This is a genomic window from Streptomyces sp. NPDC002851 (assembly GCF_053591935.1).
Genome location: NZ_JBSFUT010000025.1, coordinates 99,933 through 123,243, shown reverse-complemented (window position 1 = coordinate 123,243; position 23,311 = coordinate 99,933). Strand labels below are relative to the sequence as shown.

The 23,311-nt window shown below is 71.2% G+C and carries 19 protein-coding genes and 4 pseudogenes; 7 read left to right on the top strand and 16 right to left on the bottom strand.

The window, feature by feature from the left end:
- A pseudogene (locus ACWD10_RS25040) lies at positions 1-269 on the bottom strand (amino acid transporter); the annotation flags it as partial.
- Positions 270-848: 579 nt separating this feature from the next.
- On the opposite strand from ACWD10_RS25040, the gene ACWD10_RS25035 reads away from it, so the two are divergent.
- The 3 genes from ACWD10_RS25035 to ACWD10_RS25025 all read left to right on the top strand — a co-directional run bounded on the left by ACWD10_RS25035 (position 849) and on the right by ACWD10_RS25025 (position 5,585).
- A complete protein-coding gene (locus ACWD10_RS25035; RefSeq protein WP_451094614.1) occupies positions 849-2,138 on the top strand; it encodes an NAD-binding protein in 1,290 nt (429 codons plus the stop codon).
- Positions 2,139-2,322: 184 nt separating this feature from the next.
- Positions 2,323-5,037 (top strand): SpoIIE family protein phosphatase, encoded by a 2,715-nt coding sequence (locus ACWD10_RS25030; RefSeq protein ID WP_451094612.1) that lies wholly within the window; start codon positions 2,323-2,325, stop codon positions 5,035-5,037.
- Positions 5,038-5,084: 47 nt separating this feature from the next.
- A complete protein-coding gene (locus ACWD10_RS25025) occupies positions 5,085-5,585 on the top strand; it encodes a pyridoxamine 5'-phosphate oxidase family protein (RefSeq protein WP_451094610.1) in 501 nt (166 codons plus the stop codon).
- Between the two features lie 88 nt (positions 5,586-5,673).
- Here the strand turns inward: ACWD10_RS25025 and ACWD10_RS25020 are convergent.
- From ACWD10_RS25020 to ACWD10_RS25010, 3 genes and pseudogenes are all read right to left on the bottom strand, one after another.
- Positions 5,674-5,919: pseudogene (locus ACWD10_RS25020) on the bottom strand (12-oxophytodienoate reductase); the annotation flags it as partial.
- A gap of 46 nt (positions 5,920-5,965) precedes the next feature.
- Positions 5,966-7,186 carry an RNA-guided endonuclease InsQ/TnpB family protein gene (locus tag ACWD10_RS25015; RefSeq protein WP_451094634.1) on the bottom strand — a complete coding sequence of 407 codons (1,221 nt, stop codon included), beginning with the start codon at positions 7,184-7,186 and terminating at the stop codon, positions 5,966-5,968.
- A gap of 179 nt (positions 7,187-7,365) precedes the next feature.
- Entirely contained in the window at positions 7,366-8,277 is a 912-nt protein-coding gene (locus ACWD10_RS25010) for an arabinan endo-1,5-alpha-L-arabinosidase (protein ID WP_451094632.1), read from the bottom strand.
- 450 nt (positions 8,278-8,727) lie between these two features.
- Between ACWD10_RS25010 and ACWD10_RS25005 the strand changes: the two genes are divergently transcribed.
- On the top strand, positions 8,728-9,219 hold the full coding sequence (locus tag ACWD10_RS25005; protein WP_451094608.1) for a hypothetical protein: 492 nt from the start codon (positions 8,728-8,730) through the stop codon (positions 9,217-9,219).
- Between the two features lie 45 nt (positions 9,220-9,264).
- Here ACWD10_RS25005 and ACWD10_RS25000 read toward each other — a convergent pair whose 3' ends face one another.
- The 11 genes and pseudogenes from ACWD10_RS25000 to ACWD10_RS24950 all read right to left on the bottom strand — a co-directional run bounded on the left by ACWD10_RS25000 (position 9,265) and on the right by ACWD10_RS24950 (position 19,888).
- A complete protein-coding gene (locus ACWD10_RS25000) occupies positions 9,265-9,702 on the bottom strand; it encodes a cysteine hydrolase family protein (RefSeq protein WP_451094606.1) in 438 nt (145 codons plus the stop codon).
- Between the two features lie 46 nt (positions 9,703-9,748).
- On the bottom strand, positions 9,749-10,408 hold the full coding sequence (locus tag ACWD10_RS24995; protein WP_451094604.1) for a TetR family transcriptional regulator: 660 nt from the start codon (positions 10,406-10,408) through the stop codon (positions 9,749-9,751).
- A 106-nt stretch (positions 10,409-10,514) separates the two neighbouring features.
- The gene (locus tag ACWD10_RS24990; protein WP_451094602.1) at positions 10,515-12,338 is read right to left on the bottom strand and encodes a bifunctional sugar phosphate isomerase/epimerase/4-hydroxyphenylpyruvate dioxygenase family protein; all 1,824 of its coding nucleotides are present in this window, start codon (positions 12,336-12,338) and stop codon (positions 10,515-10,517) included.
- Between the two features lie 33 nt (positions 12,339-12,371).
- On the bottom strand, positions 12,372-13,265 hold the full coding sequence (locus ACWD10_RS24985; RefSeq protein ID WP_451094600.1) for a shikimate dehydrogenase: 894 nt from the start codon (positions 13,263-13,265) through the stop codon (positions 12,372-12,374).
- Complete coding sequence (locus ACWD10_RS24980; RefSeq protein ID WP_451094598.1) at positions 13,262-14,641, bottom strand: MFS transporter; 1,380 nt, start codon at positions 14,639-14,641, stop codon at positions 13,262-13,264. Before ACWD10_RS24980 ends, ACWD10_RS24985 begins: the two co-directional genes overlap by 4 nt.
- Positions 14,642-14,766: 125 nt before the next feature.
- Positions 14,767-15,540, bottom strand: a pseudogene (gene pcaD / locus ACWD10_RS24975) (3-oxoadipate enol-lactonase); the annotation flags it as partial.
- Positions 15,541-15,567: 27 nt separating this feature from the next.
- Entirely contained in the window at positions 15,568-17,070 is a 1,503-nt protein-coding gene (pcaB, locus tag ACWD10_RS24970) for a 3-carboxy-cis,cis-muconate cycloisomerase (RefSeq protein ID WP_451094596.1), read from the bottom strand.
- Complete coding sequence (gene pcaG, locus ACWD10_RS24965; RefSeq protein WP_451094594.1) at positions 17,067-17,657, bottom strand: protocatechuate 3,4-dioxygenase subunit alpha; 591 nt, start codon at positions 17,655-17,657, stop codon at positions 17,067-17,069. The genes pcaB and pcaG overlap by 4 nt, the downstream gene beginning before the upstream one ends.
- Position 17,658: 1 nt before the next feature.
- Positions 17,659-18,399, bottom strand: coding sequence for a protocatechuate 3,4-dioxygenase subunit beta (gene pcaH / locus ACWD10_RS24960; protein ID WP_451094630.1), 741 nt, complete (start codon positions 18,397-18,399; stop codon positions 17,659-17,661).
- Positions 18,400-18,437: 38 nt separating this feature from the next.
- Positions 18,438-19,097, bottom strand: a complete 660-nt coding sequence (locus ACWD10_RS24955) for a CoA transferase subunit B (protein WP_451094592.1) — start codon at positions 19,095-19,097, stop codon at positions 18,438-18,440.
- Positions 19,094-19,888, bottom strand: a complete 795-nt coding sequence (locus ACWD10_RS24950; protein WP_451094590.1) for a CoA transferase subunit A — start codon at positions 19,886-19,888, stop codon at positions 19,094-19,096. Before ACWD10_RS24950 ends, ACWD10_RS24955 begins: the two co-directional genes overlap by 4 nt.
- Before the next feature lie 162 nt (positions 19,889-20,050).
- On the opposite strand from ACWD10_RS24950, the gene ACWD10_RS24945 reads away from it, so the two are divergent.
- Entirely contained in the window at positions 20,051-20,500 is a 450-nt protein-coding gene (locus ACWD10_RS24945) for a MarR family winged helix-turn-helix transcriptional regulator (protein WP_451094588.1), read from the top strand.
- Here ACWD10_RS24945 and ACWD10_RS24940 read toward each other — a convergent pair.
- Positions 20,474-20,775, bottom strand: a pseudogene (locus tag ACWD10_RS24940) (MarR family winged helix-turn-helix transcriptional regulator); the annotation flags it as partial. The gene ACWD10_RS24945 and the pseudogene ACWD10_RS24940 sit on opposite strands and share 27 nt — an antisense overlap.
- 227 nt (positions 20,776-21,002) lie before the next feature.
- Between ACWD10_RS24940 and ACWD10_RS24935 the strand changes: the two are divergent.
- Together ACWD10_RS24935 and ACWD10_RS24930 are read left to right on the top strand one after the other, a co-directional pair.
- Positions 21,003-22,646, top strand: a complete 1,644-nt coding sequence (locus ACWD10_RS24935) for an AMP-binding protein (RefSeq protein ID WP_451094586.1) — start codon at positions 21,003-21,005, stop codon at positions 22,644-22,646.
- A gap of 39 nt (positions 22,647-22,685) precedes the next feature.
- Complete coding sequence (locus ACWD10_RS24930) at positions 22,686-23,168, top strand: GNAT family N-acetyltransferase (protein ID WP_451094628.1); 483 nt, start codon at positions 22,686-22,688, stop codon at positions 23,166-23,168.
- The last annotated feature ends 143 nt before the right edge of the window (positions 23,169-23,311 follow it).

The window sequence follows — 23,311 nt, the reverse complement described above, 5'->3', positions numbered from 1 at the left end:
GGATTGGCGGCGGCCATCTCGCCGAGCATCCGCATCACGAGGACGACCATCAGGCCGACGAGGGCGTACGAGATCAGAATGCCGGGCCCGGCCGCAGCGATCCCGGCGCCGGAGCCGACGAACAGGCCGGCGCCGATGACGCCGCCGATGGCGATCATGGACAAGTGCCGGTTCTTCAGCCCGGCCTTGAGCCCGTCGCCGCCGGGAGACGGCGGCTGTGCGGGGTGGTCAGGATCTGCGGCCACCTTGGTGGTCGGTTGCGCGCTCATGGGTTCCCTAGCGATCGAAGGAGTTCGGGGCACGGCGCGGTGGATGCGGGCGAGGCGCACCGGTGGCCCTGTGGGGCATTCGCGCAACGAATTCAGAGGCAAGACCGTAGGGCATGATCGCGGAATGGGTGTTGAGCAGATGTATGAACCCGGATCTCCGGGAGTTTGGCATCTGTCCATGGTGCGGTCGCGGGGCCGCTCATACGGTCGGGGTACGCGAGCCGCCGGGCGACCCTCGGCGCCGTTGAACGGCCAGGGTGGCCCTCGTTGAGGGCCGGCGAGTCCTGGCGCTCTCCCTCTCTTGCTCTCTTGGCGTCCTGCGCGATCGCGCTTCCGTGGGCGTACCGGCGAAGCTGCCCAACCCACCACCGTCCCCTGGAAGTTGACCAGTGATTACTGATGTCTGCGTCCTTGACATCTGAGACATCTGAGACATCCGAGATTTCTGAAAGACCCGACGGCACGGAGAACGCTTCCGGTGCTCCGCTTGCTCTCGGCGGAGCGCGGCCGCGGCATTTCGTGGTGATCGGCCGCGAGTCGGCGCGCAGGGTCTGTGGTTCCCTGCGATCGGCGGGACACGTGGTGCGTCACCTGGCGCAGCCCACGGACGCCGACCTGCGCCAGGCCCTGGACCGTGAGGTGGCCGGTGTCGCGATCCTCCTCGACGAGGATGCCGAGTCCCTGCGCTACGCGCTCGCCGTCGAGCACCTCCGGCCGGGCATCACGCTGGTGGTGACCGTCTTCGACCGGACCGTGGCCGAGCAACTCGTGCGCGTGGTCCCGAACTGCCAGGTCACGTCCCCGGCCGAGGTCGCCGCTCCGGTGCTGCTCGCCGCCTGTCTCCAGCCCGACCTGCTGGCGCTCCATCCGACGTCCTCGGGTCACGTCGGCGCCCGGTGGCAGGACGACACCGTACGTCTGGAGACGTACCGGCCGTCGCGCTCGGTGAAGTACCAGGCCCGGCTCGGGAAGATCCGGGGCCAGCTGCGGCCGCACGACGGCAGTTCGCGGATCATGCTGTTCGGGCTCGCCGGGCTGTTCGCGGTGCTCGTCGCGGACTGGGTGTGGACCGTGGTGTTCCATCACCGGCCGCCGGTGGAGGCCCTCTTCGAGGCGGTACGGACGGTGGCGACCGTCGGCCCGGTGTCCGCATCGCATGGCTCCACCGCGTATCTGGTGTTCGCCAGCCTCGCGATGCTCATCACCATCGTCTTCACCGCGGTCTTCACCGCCGGAATGGTCGACCGGCTGCTCGCCCCGCGCTCGATCGGCATGGTGGGCTCCCGGGCGCTGCCGCGCGCGGGGCATGTGGTGGTCGTCGGGTTCGGCCAGGTGGGTCTGCGGTTGTGCACCCGGTTGCAGGAGCTCGGTATCGGGGTCATCGCGGTGGAACGCGACCCGAAGGCCCCCAACCTGCGCCTGGCCAGGGCGCTCGGCGTGCCCGTCGTCATCGGGGACGCCACCGACAAGTTCGTGCTGCGCAGGCTCAGCCTCCCCAAGGCCCGGGCCATGGCCGCCGTCGCCTCCGACGATCTGGACAACATCGCGGTCTCCGTGGCCGTACGAGCGGTCGCGCCCGAGATGCGCGTGGTGATCCGGGCGGGCGACCATGAGGCCATCGCCGAGACCCAGTCGCTTTTCAGCATCGGCATCGTGCACGACCTGGGCAGCCTGAGCGCCGCGTACACGACCGCGAGCCTGACCGGGCTACGGCCCCACGGCGTGCTCGCCCACGGCAGGCGGCACCTCGTGGAGTGCGCCAATGGGAGGTTCGTACAGTGGCCGCATGCGGTCCGGTGCGAGCACCAGCCGGAGGAGTCCGAGATCCGTGAGATCCGTGAGCTCCCTGGGGTTCCTGAGGCCCGGTAAAGCTGAGTAGGTTTGCCGGGGAATGTCTGCTCGGACCGTCGGCGTCGTGCCGCACGGCCGACATTGGTGTTAGGCATGGGCTATGACGGGGATTTTCCGCCGGCACCGGCATGAGCCGCGTGTGCGGCCGCCGGGGACGGGCCCAGGCGCCGCCGCGCCCTCAGGACTGCGCTCCCTGCTGAATATGCGCAGCGCCGCCGGGCAGGTGTTCGTGCTCCAGGTCGTGATCGTGGTGCTCCTGGTCGCGGCCGCCGTGACGGCCATGGTGCTCCAGGCGAAGACCGACAGCGAGCACCAGGCCGAGCTCCAGTCGGTGGCGGCGGCCGAGGCGTTCGCGAACGCTCCGGGCATGCTGGAGGCGCTTGACAGCCGCGATCCGACGGCAGTCCTTCAGCCGCGCGCCGAGGTGACCCGGAAGAAGGCGGGCGTCGACTTCCTCGTGGTGATGGACACGACGGGGACCCGCATCACGCACCCCGACCCGGCCCGGATCGGACAGAAGTTCATCGGCACCATCGAACCGTCGCTCGCCGGCCGTACCACCGTCGAGAGCGCCGAGGGGCCCGTCCGGCGCGGCGTACAGACCGAAGTGGTCCAGGCCGTGGTCCCGGTGACCGATGCGGACGGCAAGGTCGTCGGCATGGTGTCCGCCGGGCTCACCGTGCAGAGCGTGACCGGCCTCGGCGAACGGCACATGCCGATCATCTTCGTCGCCGGTGCGGCCGCGCTCGTCCTGGCCACCACCGGGGCGGGCCTGGTGTCGCGGCGGTTGCGGCGGCAGACGCACGGGCTCGGCCCGGCGGAGATGACGCGGATGTATGAGCACCACGAAGCGGTGCTGCACGCGGTCCGCGAGGGCGTCCTGATCACCACCGCCGACGGCGGGATCCAGCTGGTCAACGACGAGGCGCGCCGCCTGCTCGAGCTGCCCGCGGACGTGGAGGGGCGGCACGTGCGGGAGCTGGGGCTCGACGCGACGATGACGCGGCTCCTGGCCTCGGGTGAGCCGGTCACCGATGAGGTGTATCCGGCCGGTGACCGCCTGCTCGCGGTGAACATCCGCCCCACGGCCCCGTACGGCGGTTCCGCGGGCAGTGTCGTGACGCTGCGGGACACCACGGAGCTCGCGGCCGTCACCGGGCGCGCGGAGATGGCCAGGGGGCGGCTGATGCTGCTCTACGAGGCGGGCGTACGGGTCGGCACCACGCTGGACGTGGAGCGCACCGCGGAAGAGCTCGCGGACGTGGCCGTCCCCGGGTTCGCCGACCTGGTCACCGTCGACCTCATGGAGCCGGTCCTGCGCGGCGACGAGCCGAGCGGCACCACGGGCCTGCGTCGGGCCGCGTTCAGCGGCGGGCCTCCCGAGGTGCGGGCGATGTACCCGGTCGGGGAGACGATCACCTTCGTGGCGGCGTCGCCCCAGATGCGCGCCCTGGAGTCTGGGCGGGCGGTCCTGGAGACCGACCTGGCCTCGGTGCGCGACTGGCACAAGCAGAACCCGGACCGCTCGCGCAAGGCACAGCAGTACGGGGTGCACGCCCTGGTGACGGTGCCGCTCCAGGCACGGGGCGTGGTCCTCGGCCTGGCCAACTTCTGGCGGTCAGGGGATACCCCGGCCTTCGAGGAGGAGGACCTGTCCTTCGCGGAGGAGCTGGCGGCGCGGGCGGCGGTGGCCATCGACAACGCGCGCCGGTTCACCCGGGAGCACGCCATGGCCGTGACCCTTCAGCACAGCCTGCTGCCGCGCGCGCTGCCCGAGCAGGACGCGCTCGAGGTGGCCTGGCGGTATCTCCCGGCGGAGGCCGGGGTGGGCGGGGACTGGTTCGACGTCATCCCGCTATCCGGCGCCCGGGTGGCGCTCGTGGTCGGCGACGTGGTCGGGCACGGGCTGCACGCGGCGGCCACGATGGGGCGACTGCGTACCGCGGTGCACAACTTCTCCGCCCTCGACCTGCCGGTGGACGAGCTCCTCGGGCGCCTCGACGACCTGGTCGCCCGCATCGACAGCGAGGAGGACCCCGCCGACGACGGTCCGCGGGCGCGCGAGAGCAAGGAGGTCACCGGGGCGACCTGCCTGTACGCGATCTACGATCCGGTGACCGGGCGGTGCACGGTGGCCCGGGCCGGACACCCCGGCCCCGCGGTGGTCCATCCGGACGGCTCCGTCACCCATCCGGACGTGCCGGCGTCGCTGCCGCTCGGCCTGGGCGGCCATCCCTTCGAAACCACCGAGCTGCAACTGCCCGAGGGCTCACAACTCGTCCTGTACACGGACGGGTTGATCGAGAGCCGGGACCGGGACATCGACGTCGGCCTCGGCCAGCTGCAAGACGTCCTCGCGGGCGAACCGGCCCGCACCCCGGAGGACACCTGCCAGGCGGTGCTCGATGCGATGCTGCCGGAGCACGCGTCCGACGACGTCGCCCTGATGGTGGCGCGCACCCGCCTTGTCGCCCCGTCGAAGGTGGCGGAGTGGGAGGTGCGGCCGGATCCGGCGGCGGTGGCCCCGGTGCGCGCGCAGTGCGGGGCGCAGCTGCGGGACTGGGGCTTCGAGGAGATCGGGTTCGCCACGGAGCTGATCCTCAGCGAGCTGATCACCAACGCGATCCGGTACGGGGCGCCGCCCATCAAGGTACGACTCCTTCACAACCGCAGCCTGATCTGCGAGGTCTCCGACGGCTCGAGCACCTCCCCGCACATGCGGCGGGCCCGGGCCACCGACGAGGACGGGCGCGGCCTGTTCCTGGTGGCGCAGTTCGCCCAGCGCTGGGGCACTCGCTACACCCCGGCGGGCAAGGTCATCTGGACCGAACAGCCCCTCCACAACGGCGAGTTCACCATCCCGGACACCACCCCGGCCGATGCCCTCCTGGACCAGTTCGACGACCTCACCCCCTGACCGGCCCGGCCCGGCTCGGGTCCGGGTCCCGGGTGCAGACTGACGGCATGCATGAGACCCCTGAAGACCTACAGCGCCTCCAGCGCTTACTCGACGCCTCGTATGCCGCGGCGGGCCCGCACCTCCGCTCCATCGTCACCGAGGACCGCCGTCTCGACGCCGCGGGTGTGGTCACCGAGTTGGGCGCGATGCGCGTGATGGCCCTGGCCACCACGACGGCCCGGGGCGAGCCACGGGTGGGCCCGGTCGACGGACTCTTCTACCGGGGCCACCTCCACTTCGGCTCGGGCGCCGACTCCCTCCGCTTCCGGCACATCCGCGCCCGCCCCGCCGTCTCCGCCTCGGTCATCGACGGCGAACGGCTACAGATCACGGTGCACGGCACGGCACGGGAGGTGAACCCGGCCAAGGACGAGGGCCTGGCGTCGCTCCTGATCGAGGTGTACGGACGCCAGGCCTGGGACAGCTGGATGAGCGGGCTGCCGTGGGCCCGGATCGAGCCCGACCGGATGATCACCTTCCGCAATCAGGCAGCGAAGGACCACTGACTCGGGCCGCCAGGCTGGATCGGACCGCCAGGCCAGCTCGGGCCGCCAGAAGGGCACCGGTCAGCACCGGTGCCCTTCAACGGCGCGCTCAGCTCAACGACTTCAGGGCCACCGCATCGTACGGCTTGAGCTCATCGAACCGGTCCCCCAGGACCTTCGCCGCCCACTCCGGGTCCTGGAGCAGGGCCCGGCCGACGGCGACCAGGTCGAACTCGTCGCGCTCCAAGCGGTCGAGGAGGTCGTCGATGCCCCGGGCCGGGGCGCCCTCGCCCGCGAACGCGCGGATGAAGTCGCCGTCGAGGCCGACCGAGCCGACGGTGATGGTGGGCCTGCCGCCTCCGCCCTCCTGCTTCCACTGCGATTGACTTCCGCTCCCCGCCCTAAAGGGCGGAGATTCCTACCACGGTCGGCTGACCGTCTCGGTGGGTTCCTGCTTCACCGCGCTGTGCCGGGACCAGAGGTTCCGGTCTTACCTGCGCTCGACAGGCTGTCACCGCCAGTCCGGCGGCCTTGGCGACGTTGACCGCCGCGTTGATGTCGCGATCGAGGACGGTTCCGCATGCCTCACACGTCCAGATGCGGACGTGGAGGGGCTTGGGACCGTCCTTGACGCCGCAGGCCGAGCAGACCTGAGAGGTCGGCTCGAAGCGTGCGATGCGGTGGAAGGTGCGGCCGAGCTTGGCGGCCTTGTACTCCAACATCGCGACGAAAGCGGACCAACCGGCGTCATGCACGGACTTGGCCAGGCGCGTGCGGGCGAGGCCCTTCACCGCCAGGTCTTCCACCGCGACCGCTTGGTTATCGCGTATCAGCGTGGTGGAAAGTTGGTGGTGGAACTCCCGCCGTGCGTCGGCCACCCGTGCGTGAGCGCGAGCGACCTTGACCCTGGCCTTGTCCCGGTTGTTGCTGCCCTTGGCCTTCCGGCCCAGGGCCTGCTGTGCGCGCTTGAGCTTCTTCTCGGCCCTGCGGAGGAAGCGGGGCGCGTCGATCTTCGTGCCGTCGGAGAGGACGGCGAAGTGCCCCAACCCGAGGTCGATGCCGACGACCTGTTCAGTATCGGGAAGCGTTCCGGGTTCGGTTTCGACCACGAACGAGGCGAAGTACCTTCCGGCGGCGTCCTTGATCACGGTCACGGTGGACGGCGTGGAGGGGAGGTTGCGGGACCACTTGACCCGCACGTCTCCGATCTTCGGCAAGGACAGGTCTCCGCCAGTCGTGATCTTCCACCGGGCGTTCGCGGTGAACCTGACGGCCTGGCGCGGGTTCTTGCGGGACTTGAACCGGGGTACTCCCATGCGGGGGCGCTTGCCCTTGAGCCCGTCGAAGAAGTTCCGGTACGCGGTGTCCAGGTCCCGGAGGGACTGTTGCAGCACCACGGCCGAAACGTCGCCGAGCCAGGCCCGCTCGTCGGTCTTCTTCGCCTCGGTGATCAGCAACTTGGACAGGTCCCCGATCTTGGGGAACGCCTCGCCGCATGCGCGGGCGGTCTCACGGGCGCGGAGCGCGTCGTTGTAGACCACACGCGCACACCCGAACGCCCTGGCCAGCGCTGCACGTTGGGGGCCGTTCGGGTACAGGCGGAAGCTGTACCTCAACTGCACGTCGATCACCATACATACCACGGGCTGTACGCCCCGGCCCCGCTCGCCGACTTCGACCTGCTCGTGGTGGACGACGGAGTGCCCGCGGACGAGGTGCGCGAGATCCGCGCAAGGGCACGGACGTGATGGTGGTGCCGCGGGCGTGACCACCCGACACCCGCGGCACCCGATTCAGGCGGTCAGTGCGCGACCGGCCAACCGCTGCTCCAGTCAAGGAGGTTGACGCCGAGCTTGGGCGCCCCGTTGTCCTGGCCGTCGTAGTAGTGGTAGACGAGCAGATCACCGTCCTCGTCCCGCATCACCGACTGGCCGCCGGGCCCGACGTACCGGCCGTGCGACTCCAGGACGGGGGTGCCGCCGTTCTCCATCATCGGAACGCCGTTCCGGTCGGTGTACGGACCGGTGACCTTGCTGGCCCGCCCCACCTTGATCTTGTACGTGGAGTTGGTGCCCTCACAGCACACGTCGTACGACGCGAACAGGTAGTAGGAGTCGCCGTGCTTGACGATGTACGGGGCCTCCACCGCCTTCGTGCCCGTCGGCCGCGAGGCGAGCGCGTGCCGGGTGGTGTCCCCCGCGTGCTGCTTCCCGGTCGCGGGGTCGATGCGGATCATCTTGAGCCCGGTCCACCACGAGCCGAACGACAGCCACCACGAACCGTCGCCGTCCACGAAGAGGTTGGGGTCGATGGCGTTGTAGTCGCTGGAGGAGTTCGAGTCGTAGACCTTTCCCTGGTCGGTCCAGCTGCCCGGCTCGCCCGTCGTGGAGGTGGCAAGGCCGATCGCCGAGGTGTTCGAGCCGAACTTGGAGACGGAGTAGTACATCAGGTACTTCCCGCCGTGGAACGAGATGTCCGGCGCCCACACATCCGAGTCGGCGTTGTACTCGCTCCACCAGCCCGGCCGCGTCGGGAACGCCGAACCGTCCCGGCCGAACGCGGTCCGGTCGGTCGAGGTGCGCAACTGGAGCCCGTCGCCGGTGGAGTAGAGCAGATACTTCCCGGCCGCGGTCCGCACCATGGTCGGGTCGTGCACCACGATGTCCCCCGTGACCTGCCCCGGATTCGGGTACGCGGACGCGGTGGACGGCATGAAGGTGAGCAGGGCGGCGGCGGGCAGCACAAGCAGCGCCTTGTGCGAGAGGAGCCGACGGGGACCACGTTCCTTTCGGGCCCGGTCGGACCGGTGCGAGCGGCCCTTTCGATGCGGCTGGTGCCGCTGGTGCCGCTGGTGCGGCAGGGTCGGCTGGTGTGGCTGGGGGACATTGAGGTCCGTGCTGGGGAGGCGAGTGCGGCTCACTGCGGGTCCTCCTTGCCTCGCCCGGGGCGAGGCCGGTCGACGGTGCCCCGGGCCGAGGCGGGGCGAGCCCGGCCCGGGGCGGTACGCAGTGAAGTCGCCGCCGGTGCGCCGCAGGTTGCCCGCCGCTCCTCATCGGCCCGCCACACCGCGCCGCTCCCCCGCCAAGTCCCGTACGCGGCCCAGTGTTTCAACGGGGGGACCTGCGTGTACGGTCGACACAGACCGACTGCACTGGGGGTTGGCATGGCCGAGACCATCGACGAACTCGTGGCCGTGATCCGGGTGATGGCCCGGGCGAAGGATCTGCTGGCGGAGGAAGAGGAGCGCCTCCGCGACCTCTACGCCGACGCGCCGCGGGAGGACGGGGCCCGGGCCGGCGGTCCGGGCCAGACGCTGCACGGCATCCACGACCTCCACTCCAGCGCCGAGGAATCCGTCCAACGCCTGGCCAGAGCGATCGGCTTCCTGACCGCGGGCCTGGACGAACAGGCCGACCGCGCGCTCCGCCAGGCCCGCTTCCAACCCCTTTGCATCCCCTCCGGAACCGACCGGATGGCCCGCCCGCTGGGCGAACGTACCGTGGCGGCCCTGGAGTTGGTCCGGGACATCGGCCACTTCTTCCAGGGCACCATCGGCGTGGAGATCGACGTATGCCTGGCCGCCCCGGAAGCGACCTGGCCCCCCGCGGACTGGGAGGCCTACCAACGCGACCGGATGCGCCGCTCCGAGTCCTGACGGGGGCGCGGGGCACGCGGTGTGCGCACATAGAGGACTTGGTGCTTACGGCGTCACCGCCTTGACCCAGTCCTCAACGGCGACGACCTCCGCCCACTGCGGGAACAGCTTCTCGGTGAGGACCAGGCTGTCGATGCCGCGGGCTCTGAGCACCAGATCGAGGTCACTGCCCGAGAACGCGCTTCCCCGCCTCTTGGTGACCACGACATCGCCGTCCCGGGGCGCGATGGCGTCGTGGATCGCGGTTCCGGGCTCGCCCTCGGTGAAGAGTCCGGCCTGCGCGGCGGCCGTCAGGGCCCGGTTGCGCGGGCCGACTTCCGGCAGGCCCGGGCGCAGCCCGACGACCACGTAGATCACCGGTATCCCGGCCGCCCTGGCACCGTCGATCGCGCCGCGCAGGCGGTCCAGATATCCGGAGCCGTCGTCCGCGAGGGCCACGATGTCGCGCTGGACGTCCATCACGAGAAGGGCGCTCTTCGCCATGCTCCGTCAGGTACGCGGTCAGTCAGCCGAGGTCAGTTCGTCGAGGTCAGTCCGTCGAGGTCAGATACGCGATGACCATGTCGCCCAGCATCGTCCGATAGTGCTCGCGGCGGGACGCCTCCGTGAGGTCGCGGCCGAACAACGTACGGAAGGTGTGCCGGTTCGAGATGCGGAAGAAGCAGAACGAGCTGATCAGCGCGTGTACGTCGACCGCGTCCACGTCGGCCGTGAAGACGCCCTGCTCGCGCCCGGCGTCGAGGATGCGGCCGATGACCTCGATCGCCGGGGAGCTGAGGGAGCCCAGGCTCGAGGCGGCGGCGATGTGCTCGGCCTCGTGGATGTTCTCGATGCTGACCAGGCGGATGAAGTCCGGGTGCGCCTCATGGTGGTCGAAAGTGAGCTCGGCGAGGCGGCGGATCGCGGAGACCGGATCGAGGTGCTCGACATCCAGCTCCTTCTCCTCCTGCCGGATGACCGCGTACGTGCGCTCGAGTACCGCCGTGAAGAGCTGCTCCTTGCTGCCGAAGTAGTAGTAGATCATCCGCTTCGTGGTACGGATGCGGGCGGCGATCTCGTCCACGCGGGCGCCCGTGAAGCCGAGGCGGGCGAACTCCTCGGTCGCCACGTCGAGGATCTCCGCCCGGGTCCGGGCCTTGTCCCGGGTGCGCTTGGCCGACGGGGTCGGCGGGGGGACGGCGGCGGGCATGCGGCTCCTCGTCGGGGCGGACTCTCCGGCGCCGGTCAGTCTAACCACGGCCTCCCCACGCCCCACCGCGCCCGACGGCGGCCGCCCACCGGCCCCACCGCGGGCGTCACGCGCCGTACCGGAACGCATGCTGGGCGGCGAGGCGTACCGCCGCGTTCTGCGCCCCGTACCCCTGATAGCCGCCCGTGCGCTGCACCAGCTCGAAGAAGACCCGCCCGACCGTAGCGGTATAGCAGTGGAAGAACTCCCCGCGCTCGTCCCGGTCGTAGAGGATGCCCAACTCGCTCAGGTCAGCGAGGAGTTGTGGGTCCAGGTCGTCGTAGCGGGCGTCCAGGTCGTCGTAGTAGTTGGCGGGGATGGGCAGCAGCTCCATGCCCTGCTCCCGGATGCGCCGGGTCGCGGTGACGATGTCGTCCGTCGCGAGGGCGATGTGCTGACGCCGGGCGTCCCCCTCGCCCGGCCCCGGCGCGACATTGAGCGCGATCCGTACGCTCCCGTCGGCGGCCGCGACGGCCCGGCTCCGCCGCAGCCCGTAGGGGTCGGCCAGATCGAGACTGTCGTCCGCCGCCAGGCCAAGGACACTGCGGTAGAACAGCGAAGCCTCGTCGAACTGGTGCCAGGGCTGGGTCAGCGCGATGTGGTCGATGCGACGGATCCCGGCCGCGTCCGGTATCTCGTCCTTCTCCCCGTGCGGGCGTACGTCGGTGAAGTCCCCCGTCCAGCCGAGGTGATCGGGCCGATCCGTACGGCAGAAGAACAGCTCCGTGGCGTCGGGTGCGGCGACGGCGTCCAGCGGGGCGTCCTGGGGGGCGCGGCGGCGCGGTACGACGGGGGTGAGCAGGGCCTCCGCGCGGCGCACGGCCCGGGCCGGGTCGGGGGTCTCCAGGCCGATGGCGGCGAGGGCCGGGCCGGTACGGTCGGCGCCGGCGCCCGTGTTGAGCAGGATCCGGGCCTCGCCCTGCTGCCACAGCTCGACCGGCTTCGAGGTGTGTCGCCCGGTGCGGGCGAAGCCAAGCGCCCCGAGTACCCCGCACAGCGGCTCGGTGTCGGCCGCGGCGAGCTCGGCGAACGCGAAGCCCGACGGGACGACCGGGGCGGGCGGCGAGGCGAGCCCCGCGGACTCCTCGAGCAGCAGCAGCGACCGCAGCGCGTCGACGGCGGTGTTCGCCGCCCCGGCCTGCCGGAACACGTCGTTGAACACCTCGAGCGACAGCGGCCCTTGGTATCCGGCCCGTACGACGGCCGCCACCAGGCCCGCGACGTCGAAGCCGCCCTGGCCGGGGAAGCAGCGGTAGTGGCGGCTCCACTGCAGGACGTCCATCGCCATCAGCGGTGCGTCCGCCAGCTGGAGGAAGAAGATCTTCTCGCCGGGGATGCCCGCGATGCCCTTGGGGTCGGAGCCGCGGGAGAGGATGTGGAAGCTGTCGAGGCAGGTGCCGAGCGCGGGGTGGTCGGCCCGTTCGACGATGCGCCAGGCGTGGTCGTACGTATGGACATGGCGGCCCCAGGCCAACGCTTCGTACGCGATACGGATGCCGCGGCGCTGCGCCCGGTCGGCGAGGAGCCGCAGCTGCTCGGCGGCGCGTGCGTCGTCGTCGATCGCGTCCGGCGAGACGCTGGAGCAGACCAGGAGCAGATCCGCGCCAAGGCGTTCCAGCACGTCGAACTTCCGCTCCGCGCGCCGCAGATTGCGGGCGAGGAGATCGGCGGGGACCGCCTCGAAGTCGCGGAAGGGCTGGTAGAGGTCGATGCTCAGGCCCAGATCGGCGCAGCGCAGCCGTACTTCCTCGGGGCTGAGCGGCCCGGCGATCAGATCGTTCTCGAAGATCTCGACGCCGTCGAACCCGGCGGTGGCGATGGCGGTGAGCTTCTCGGAGAGCGGGCCGCTGAGCGAGACGGTGGCGATCGACTTGCGGGACGTGCGACGCATGCTTCTGTTCTCCTCTGACGCCGGGGTGGCGGCTTACGCCGGGGCGGCCGCGAGACCGGCGATGTCGGTGAGCATCCGCTCGGTGTGCGGGGTGAGCCCGGTGAAGAGGCGGAAGGCGTCGGCGGCCTGGAAGACGGCCATGCCGCCGCCTTCGAGGGTGCGGCAGCCCAACGCGCGGGCCTCGCGGAGCAGTTCGGTCTCCAGCGGGCGGTAGACGACCTCGGCCACCCACAGGTCGGGGCGGAGCAGTTCGGCGGGCAGCGGCAGTCCGGGGTGTGCGGCCATGCCGGTGGGCGTGGCGTGCACGAGTCCGTCGGCGGTGGCGAGGTGGCCCGCCGCGTCCCGCGTCCCGGCGGCGGCCGCGCGCCCCGGGCCGAAGCGTTCGTTGAGCGACCCGGCGAGCCCGGCGGCGCGCGCGGGGTCGGTGTCGAGCAGGGTGAGCCGGTCGGCGCCGAGTGTCAGGAGCGCGTGGGCGATGGCGGCGCCCGCCCCGCCCGCGCCGAGCAGGACGACGTGGCCGGTCGGCACGTCGGGCAGCCCGCGGGCGAAGGACCGGGCGAAGCCACTGACATCGGTGTTGTGCCCGATGGCGCGCCCGCCCCGGAAGACGACGGTGTTCACGGCGCCGAGCTCGGCGGCCTCGGGGGCCAGCTCGTCCAGGTGCTCGATCACCAACTGTTTACAGGGGTGGGTGATGTTGAGGCCGTCGAAGCCGAGGTCGCGGGCGGCGCGCACCAGTCGGCCGACCCCCTCGGGCACGACGCCGAGCTCGTCGAGGTCGAGGGTGCGGTAGACCAGGCGTACGCCGTGCCGGTCCGCCTCGCGTTCGTGCAGCGCGGGGCTGAGCGAGGGGCCGATACCGGAGCCGATCAGGCCGGTGAGATACGAGGACGGCACGGTCGGGTACGCGGGCGGCGGCACGGTCATGCGGGGACTCCGCCCGACTCCCGCTCCGGCACCGCGGCCGGTTCCACTCCGGGCCGCAGCCCGAGTCCCGCCGTCGGCGTCTTGTGCGTCTCGCGCCCGGTTGCCACGGCGATCGCGCAGAGCGCGCAGAAGACAGCGGTGAAGAGGGCGACGCCCGTCCAGTTGTCCCCGTCCGGACCGGCGATCTGCGCCGCGAAGGTCACCGAGAACCCGGCGACGGCGAAGCCGATCTGCGTGCCGACCGCCACGCCCGAGAGGCGGACCCGGGCCGGGAACATCTCCCCGTAGAACGAGGGCCAGATGCCGTTGGCCGCGCTGTAGACGACACCGAAGAACAGCAGCCCGGTCACGAACACCAGCGGATAGCTGCCCGTGGAGATCGCCCACAGATAGACGTAGATCATCACCCCGGAGCCGAGCGCGCCGACGAGAAAGACGGGCTTGCGGCCGATCCGGTCCGAGAGCCGCGCCCACAGCGGGATGGCGAGCAGCGCCACGGCGTTGGCGCAGCCGTTGACCCAGAGCATGCCCGACTCGCCGAGACCGACGGCATCGCTGGTGGCGTACGACAGGGCCCACACGGAGAAGATCGTGCTGACGGTCGCGATCAGCGCCGCCGCGACCACGCGCAGCACATCTGCCCAGTGATTCCTGAGCAGTTCGGCGAGCGGCATGGTCGGCACGTCCTGGGTGGCGGACGCTTCCTGGAACACCGGGGTCTCGTCGAGCGTGCGGCGGATGACGTAGCCCGCGACGGCGACAAAGGCGCTCAGCAGGAACGGAACGCGCCAGCCCCAGGTGTAGAGCTGCTCGCCGGGGAGCGCGGCGACCGGGATGAACACCACGGTCGCGAGGATCTGTCCGGCCTGGGTGCCGTTCAGAGTGAAGCTCGTGTAGTAGCCGCGCCGGTGCTCGGGCGCGTGCTCCAGCGTCATCGCGTTGGCGCTGGCCTGCTCACCGGCCGCGGACAGGCCCTGGAGTACGCGCATGAGGACGAGCAGTACGGGGGCGACGGTGCCGATCTGCGCGTACGTGGGCAGGCAGCCGATGAGGAAGGTGGACAGGCCCATCAGCATGAGCGTCCAGACCATGACCTTCCGTCGGCCGAGCCGGTCCCCGAAGTGACCGAGGAAGAGCGCGCCGACGGGCCGGGCAACGTACGCGACACCGAACGTCGCCAGCGAGATCAGGGTCGCGGTGGCCGGGTCACCCGGGTCGAAGAAGACCTTCGGGAAGACCAGAGCGGCGGCGCTGCCGTAGATGAAGAAGTCGTAGTACTCAAGGGCGCTGCCGATCCAGGCGGCGAAGGCGGCCTTACGGGGCTTGCCCTGGGGTGGCCCGGACGGCGCGTGCCCGGCCTGCGAGTGAGCGGTCACGTGAACTCCTCGGGGAACAGTTAACGCACTAGATAGTTAATTAACTGCGGCGGATGCTGCCCGGCCCCTGATTGGCTGTCAATACATGCGGCCGTAACAGAACTTCGGGCTATGACTCGTCAAGATCCGCTGAAGTGCTCGCGCAGGGCGGCGGTCACGGCCGCGGGCTGCTCCGCGGGCGCCAGGTGCGAGGCGTCGGCCAGTTCGGTGAGCGTCGCGCACGGCACGGCATCCGCGATCTCCCGGGCGTGCGCGGGCGGCGTGGCGGGGTCCTGCCGTCCTGCGAGGACCAGCGTGGGGGCGGTGATCGACGCCAGGTCGTTCCGCAGGTCGAGGACGGCGAGGGCATCGCAGCAGGCGGCGTACGCCTCGGGGTCGGTCCGGCGCAGGTCCTCGACCAGCCGCGGGACGCACTCCGGATCGGTGCGGCCCGAGGTGAACTCAGGCGTGAACCATCGCGCGGACGCGGTCTCAGCGACCGGCCCGGTACCGGACTCCCGTACCAGAGCGGCCCGTTCACGCCAGGGCCCGGGCGGCCCGAAGTGCGCCGACGAGCAGATGACGGCGAGCCGGTCGACCCGTTCGGGGTGGTGTGCGGCCAGCCAGAGGCCGACCGCGCCGCCGAGCGAGACCCCGGCGTAGTGGAACCGGTCCAGGCCGAGCGAGTCGGCCAAGTCCAAGACAAGCGCGCCGAGTTGGGCGACCGTGGCGCCCGGGCCGAGCAGACCGGCAGGCGATCGTCCGTGTCCCGGCAGGTCCCACCGGACGGTACGGAAGGCCGTGCTCAGCTCGGGCGCGACCGCGTCCCACAGGGCCGTCGAGGTGCCGAGCGAAGGGCCGAGGAGCAGGGCGGGCGCGGTGGCGGGGCCTTCGGAACGGTGGTGCAGCGTGTCGGTCATGATCTCCTACGTTCATGCATGCATGGCTCAACGCCGCTTCAGGGCACGGTCGGTGAGCGCCCCGGCGGAACCGGTGTAGTGGGTGGGGTCGGTGAGGTGGGACAGGTCGAGGTCGTCGCCGAGATCGTCACCGAGGTCATCGCCCAGTTCGTCCGTCAGTACGTCGGTGAGTACGTCGGTGAGTACGTCGGCCAGCCCCGCTCCTGTTGTACGAGAGGCACGTGCCGCATCCGTCAGGACCCGCTCGGCCCGGGCCCGGCCGACGCGCGCGGTGAGCGCGGCGGTCAGCCGCTCCGAGACGATCAACCCGCCGGTCAGGTCAAGGTTGGCGCGCATCCGCTCCGGGTGCACGCGCAGGTCCGTGACGAGTTCCGTGGCGTCCCGGGCCGCTCCCCCGACCAGCCGAAGGAGGTCGCGCAGCGGCTCCCACTCCGCGTGCCAGGCCCCGGCGGGCCGCTCGTCCTCGGCGGCGACGCAGCCGTAGAGCACGGCGGCGTGCGCCGGAGCGCGGCGCGCGGCGGCGGCGATGAGGGTGGACCGCGCCGGATTGGCCTTGTGCGGCATGGCGGACGAGCCACCACCCGCGCCCTCGCTCACCTCACCGATCTCCGTACGGGAGAGAACAAGCACGTCGGCGGCGATCTTGCCGAGCGCACCGGCGGTGAGGGCGAGCGCCCCGGCCAGGTCGGCGATGGGGGTACGGAGGGTGTGCCAGGGCAAGGGCGGTTCGGCGAGGCCGAGTTCGCGGGCGTAGGCGGAGAGCAGCCGCAGACCGGTCCCGACTGCCTCCGCTCCCCCGACCCCGACCCCGACCTCATCCGCGCCCTCGGCCCCGTCCGCGTACGCCTCGAAGGCAGCCAACGTCCCCGCCGCACCGCCCAGTTGAACCGGCAGCGCCTCCCGTACGACCGTCAACCGGTCGCGCGCGTCGAGCACAAGCGCCCGCCAGCCCGCCGCCTTCAGGCCGAACGTCGTCGGGACGGCGTGCTGGGTGAGGGTGCGGCCCGGCATGAGGGTGTCGCGGTGCTCGGCGGCGAGGGTCGCCAACGCCTCGGCCGTACGGTCCAGTTCAGCGAGGACGAGCGCCAAGGTCCGGGAGGCGACGAGCATCGCCGCCGTGTCGAGGATGTCCTGGCTGGTGGCCCCGCGATGGACGTACGAGGCGTACGCCTCCGGCACCGCGGCCCTCAGGTCGGCGACCAGCGGGATGACCGGGTTGCCACCGGAGCGGGCCCGTAGCGCCAGGTCGCGCGGGTCGAAGCGGTCGGCGCGGGCGGCCTCGGTGACGGCCTCGGCCGCCCGGTCCAGGGCCAGGGCCGGTGCCGGTGCCGGTGCCGGTGTCGGAAGTCCCGCCTGCCCCGGGACGCCCGGCACAGACCGCCCTGTGCCGAGCGCGGCCTGGGCGCGGGTGAGGGCAGCCTCGGCGTCGAGCATCGCCTGCAGAAACGCGGCGTCGGAGGTGGCGGCCTCGGCGGGCGACCCCGCGCTGCCGGGGGCGAGCAGGCCGGGGGCACCAGGAGTGGGGGTCATACGAACTCCAGGAACACGGTTTCCGCCGCACCCTGTAGACGGATGTCGAACCGGTAGGTGCCGTGCGGTTCGGCGGCCGCCACCAGCGTGGCCCGTCGCGCCTCGGGGAGCCGGGCGAGCAGCGGGTCGGCGGCCAGGGCCTCCTCCGGCTCCGGCAGATACGCCCGGGTGAAGAGATGGTGCGTGAGCCCGCGGGCGAAGACGCAGACGCTCAGATACGGGGCGTTGCCGCCACGGCCGCCGGGCCGCAGCGTGCGGACCGCCCAGTGGCCGTCCGCGTCGGTCGGCACCCGCCCGAAGCCCGTGAAGTCGACGCCGTTACGGCCGAGGAACCCACCGGTCACCGGATCACGCCGCAACGACCCACCGACACACGGGAGTTCGCCATCCGGGCCGGGTCCCCAGAACTCCACGAGGGCGTCCGGGACGGGGGTACCGTCCCCGTCCGTCACCGTTCCGTGGACGGTGATCGTGTCGGGGTGCCCCGCCGGGGCAACGTCCCCGCCCCCGGGGAACGGCAACGCGTACCCGTAGAAGGGCCCCACCGTGTGGGACGGGGTAGGGGGCAGCGAGTCAGAAGTCGTCATGTCAGCGGCCTTCCTCGATCCAGGTGGCGGCGGGGCCGTCGAGCACGATGTCCCAGCGGTACCCGAGGGACCATTCCGGCCGCGACAAGGCGTGGTCGTACGTGGCGACGAGGCGCTGGCGTGCGGCGGCGTCGGTGACGGACTGCAGGATGGGGTCGTACGCGAAGAGGGGGTCGTTCGGGAAGTACATCTGCGTGATCAGGCGCTGCGTGAACGCGGAGCCGAAGAGCGAGAAGTGGATGTGCGCGGGCCGCCAGGCGTTGGTGTGGTTCCGCCACGGGTAGGCGCCCGGCTTGATCGTGCTGAAGGCGTAACTGCCGTTGTCACCGGTCAACACCCGCCCCACACCGGTGAAGTTGGGGTCGAGCGGCGCGGGGTGCTGGTCGCGCTGGTGGGCGTACCGACCGGAGGCGTTGGCCTGCCAGAGCTCGATCAGCTGACCGCGCACGGGCCGCCCGTAGCGATCGAGCAGCCGCCCGCTGACGGTGATCCGCTCACCGAGAGGCGCCCCCTGATGCTGGCGGGTGAGATCGCTGTCGAGCTCGGTGACATCGGTCTCGCCGAAGGCGGGCGAACCCAGCTCGACGGCCTCCGGATCCTGCGCGGCGGCTATGGAGACCAGCGGCTGCTTCGGGTGCCGCAGCACGCTGGAGCGGTAGGGGGCGTAGTCCCGGGCCGGGTGATGACTGCGCGGACCGCCGTCGGCGACGGACTTCTCGTAGGCCTCACGCTGCCGCGCCATCTCGCGGTCGATGGTGTCCTGAGTGGGTGGGACAGCTGTCACGACCGAACCCCCTCGGCGACCCGCCAAGGAACCCGCACCGGCGCCGCGGTCCGCGCCACCACCTCATCAACCCCGACCCCCGGCGCGCACTCGACGAGCACCAGACCGCCCTCCGTCACATCCAGCACACCGAGATCGGTGATGATCCGGTCCACGCAGCCGCGCCCGGTGAGCGGCAGCTCGCACTCCGGCACGATCTTCGGGCTGCCGTCCTTGGCGGTGTGCGTCATGGTGACGATGACCCGGCGGGCGCCGTGCACCAGGTCCATGGCGCCGCCGATGCCGGTGACGAGCTTGCCGGGTACGGCCCAGTTGGCGAGGTCCCCGCGGGCGGAGACCTGCATGGCGCCGAGTACCGCGGCATCGATGTGGCCGCCGCGGATCATCCCGAAGGACAGCGCCGAGTCGAAGAACGAGGCGCCCGGGAGCACCGTGACGGTCTCCTTGCCCGCGTTGATCAGGTCGGGGTCGACCTCGTCCGCGTACGGGAAGGGCCCGGTGCCCAGGATGCCGTTCTCGGATTCGAGGACGACGCGGACCCCGTCGGGGAGGTGGCCCGGGATCAGCGTCGGCAGGCCGATGCCGAGGTTGACGTACTCGCCGTCGCGCAGTTCGGCGGCCGCGCGGGCGGCCATCTGTTCCCGTGTCCAGCTCATCGCGTCATGCCCTTCTTTCCTCGGGCCGTCGGCCTCTCTCCTCGGGTCGTCCTCTTCTCGATCTGCTTGTCCGCGGCCTGTTCGGGGGTGAGCGCCACGACCCGCTGCACGAAGACCCCGGGCAGGTGGACGTGGTCCGGGTCGATCGCGCCGGGCTCCACCAGCTCCTCGACCTCGGCGATGGTGACCCGGCCCGCCATCGCGGCGAGCGGGTTGAAGTTCCGGGCGGACTTGGCGAAGACGAGGTTCCCGTGCCGGTCGCCCTTCGCCGCGCGTACGAGAGCGAAGTCGGTGCGGATCGCGTGCTCCAGGACGTACGGGGCGCCGTCGAACTCGCGCACCTCCTTCGGCGGCGAGGCGAGCGCGACCCCGCCCTGCCCGTCGTACCGCCAGGGCAGCCCGCCCTCCGCGACCTGCGTACCGACACCCGCGGGCGTGAAGAAGGCGGGGATGCCGCAGCCGCCCGCGCGCAGCCGCTCCGCGAGGGTGCCTTGCGGGATCAGCTCGACCTCCAGCTCCCCGGCGAGGTATTGGCGGGCGAACTCCTTGTTCGCGCCGATGTACGACCCGGTGACGCGGGCGATCCGGCCCGCGGCGAGCAGGACGGCGAGGCCGGACTCCATGGCGCCGCAGTTGTTCGACACGACGCCGAGGCCGCGGGCACCGGTCTCGTGCACCGCCTGGATCAGCGTGTTCGGTACGCCGCTGAGCCCGAAGCCGCCGACCGCGAGCGTCGCTCCGTCGCGGATGTCGGCCACGGCCCGCGCGGCCGTGGGCACCACTTTGTCCATCCGTCCGCTCCTCCCTCACACCGGACTCACACCGGAGACTGACCGAAAGCAGCAAGGAAATAGTCAGTGCACTGAGCATCTGAGGCTGAACCGGAGCGTGACATCATGCAGCACGGAGGGTCAAGACCCTCAGTGCAAGGAGCATCCAAGGAAGGGGGCGCCGTGCCCGCGCTCGACCTCGGCAGCCACCCCGGGCACCTGGCCCGGCGCCTGCAGCAGGCGCACACGCTGCTGTGGACCTCCATGGTGTCGGAGGAGGTCACGTCGCCGCAGTTCGCGGTGCTCAACACCCTGGTCGGCGAGGACGACCTCGATCAGCGCACCGTGGGTGAGCGGGTCGGGCTCGACCGCTCCACCGTCGCCGAGGTGATCCGCCGCCTGGTCGGCCGTGGTCTGGTCGACAAGGTCCGGGACGCGAAGGACGGCCGCCGCTCGGTGCTGCGCGCCACCGATGAGGGCCGTCGGGTGCACCGCAAGCTGTCGCCGCGGACGGCCCGGATGAACCAGATCTTCCTCTCGCCGCTGGATCCGGTGGAGCAGAAGACCTTCCTCGAGCTGCTGCGCCGCGTTTCGGACGCGGCGGAATCACTGCGGACGGGCAACCCGCAGTAGCAACGCGTGCCGTGTCTCGCGTTCCCGCGGGGACAGCGGGGCGAGCAGTTCGTCCGTGACGCGGTGGCTCGCCTCGTCGGTGCCCCTCAGGAACGCCTCACCGGCCCGGGTCAGGGCGACGACGCGGCGACGCCGGTCACCGGGCGCGGGGCGGCGCTCGACGAACTCCTTCTTCTCGAGGTCGTCCACGAGGCCGACGATGGCACTGGGGTCGTAGCCGAGCCGTTCGCTGAGTTCGCGCTGCAACGCTCCCTCCAGGTGGCCAAATAGCGCAGCGGTCTTCGTCCCGCTCAACAGCCGCCTGGCCGCCCCCGAGATCGCCTACCAGCTCACCGACTCGGGGGCGATGGCCCTCGTCCACGCCCCGCGCACACCCCCTCGTACCCGCCCCGAAGGAGGCACCGCACCTCACGGTTCGCCTCGAAGTAGGCGCGCGGTACGAGGAGTTGATCGCCGCAGCACCCACCGTACGGATCGACGCCACCGTCACCGGCGACGACCTGTGCATCCTCATGTACACCTCGGGCACCACCGGCTGCCCAAGGGCGCCATGCTCACGCACGCCAACCTGACATGGAACGCCGTGAACGTTCTGGTCGACACCGACCTGACGGCCGACGAGGCGGCCCTCGTGTGCGCGCCGCTCTTCCACACCGCCGGGCTCAACATGCTCACCCTGCCGGTCCTGCTCAAGGGCGGCACCTGCGTACTCGTCGAGTCCTGCGACCCGGACGCCACGCTCGACCTCGTCGAACGGCACCGGATCACCTTCATGTTCGGGGTGCCCACGATGTACGAACGCCTCGCGGACCGCCCCCGCTGGGAGACCGCCGACCTCTCCTCCCTGCGCACCCTCAACTGCGGCGGCGCACCCGCCCCGGCCGGGCTCAGCACCCTGCCCGACGAGCAGTTCACCACCTGGGGCTGGCTCATCCCGTTCCTGCTGAGCCTGATCCTGCTCGCCGTGGGCCTGTACGTACGACTCGCGGTCGCCGAAAGCCCGCTGTTCACCACGGCCGAAGCGACCGCCGAAGCGACCGCCGAAGCGAGTGCCGAAGCCGCCACCACCACCGGCTGGGCCGTGGAACAGGCCGTACCCGACCAGCTCGCCGCCCTCGCCACGTTCACCGACCGGGTCGGCGCGGCCCGCCGCACCCTCGCCTGGGGCGAGTCCTACGGCGGCCTGGTCACCACCGCCATCGCCGAACGCCACGCCCAGCGCATCGACGGCTCACTGTCCCTGTGCGGCCTCGTCCAGGGCGGCGTGGCCAACTGGAACTCCACCCTGGACCCCGTCTTCGCCCTCACGACCCTGCTCGCCCCGAACGCCGACTTCCCCCTGACCGGCTTCACGGACGCGACCGAGGCCACCACCGCGGCAAAGAACCTCAGCACCGTACTGACCCGAGCCCAGAAGACCCCGACCGGCCGCGCCCGTATCGTCCTCGCCGCCGCCCTGCACAACATCCCCGCCTGGAACGACCCGTCCCAACCCCGCCCCGCCCCCTCCGACCACGCCACGGCACAGGCGAACCAGTACGACGCGCTCAGCGGCCTGGTACAGCACCCCGCCTTCGCCTGGCGGTACAAGGCCGAGGCCCGGGCAGGCGGCAACATGTCCGGGAACACGGACGTGAACTACTCCACCATGCTGCGCCGTTCAGCGACCTGCGACGAGGTCAAGGCCCTCTACAAGTCAGCAGGCCGCTCCCTGCCCGACGACCTGCGCACCCTCGCCAACTCCCCCCGCATCAAGGCCGACCCCGCCGCCGTCCGCTACATGACCCGCAACATCGCCTTCACGGGCGCGCTGCGCAAGCCCCAGCTGAACGTCCACACCACGGGCGACGGCCTGATCCCCGCCCAGTCCGAGAGCGCCTACCGCGACACCGTCACCACCGCGGGCCGCCTCCCGCTGCTCCGCCAGGCCTACGTCGACGCCCCGGGGCACTGCACCTTCTCCCCGGGAGAACGGATCGCCGCCCTCCACACGCTGAAGGACCGCCTCAACACCGGTCGCTGGACCGGCACCACCCCCGAGGCCCTCAACGCCAAGTCCCACACCGCCGACCCGTCCTCCCCGCCCCGCTACCTCCACCACCGCCCGGGCCCGTACCCCCGCGAGGGCCTGGATCACGTGTCCTAAACTCCCCGGATGGCCGACGATCCGCGGACGGGAAGCACAGTGAAGATCAAGGTGGACGACCTCTCCGGCCCGGAGATCGCCGCGTTCCTCGACGAGCACGTCCAACAGATGCGGTCCCTCACGCCCCTGGAGAGCAAGCACGCCCTCGACCTCGACGCCCTGCGTAAGCCGGACGTCACATTCTGGTCGGTCGAGGACGGCGGCTCCATCGTGGGCTGCGGCGCGCTCAAGGCCCTGGAGCCGACGCACGCCGAACTGAAGTCCATGCGCACCACGCAGGCGCGCAAGCGCAGCGGCATCGCCTCGCTCCTGCTCGACCACATCACTGCCGAGGCCCGGCGCATGGGCTTCACCCGGCTGAGCCTGGAGACCGGCTCGGCCGATTTCTTCCTGCCCGCCCGGAAGCTGTACGAGAAGTTCGGCTTCGCCTACTGCGAGCCGTTCGCGGACTACCGCCCGGACCCGAACAGCGTGTTCATGACCCGGCAACTCCGACCAGCTCAAGATATGGAAACCCGTTAACGTTTGCTTTCTCGAGCCCACCCGAAAGCCGGGCGGCCATGTTTTCGAGCTGGCAAATGGGTGATACCCGCGCCTGCTGAGCCGCGCCCAATGATGTACTGAGGAGGAGCGGTTCTCGAGCGGGTGCTGGCTCCCAGCCGCCG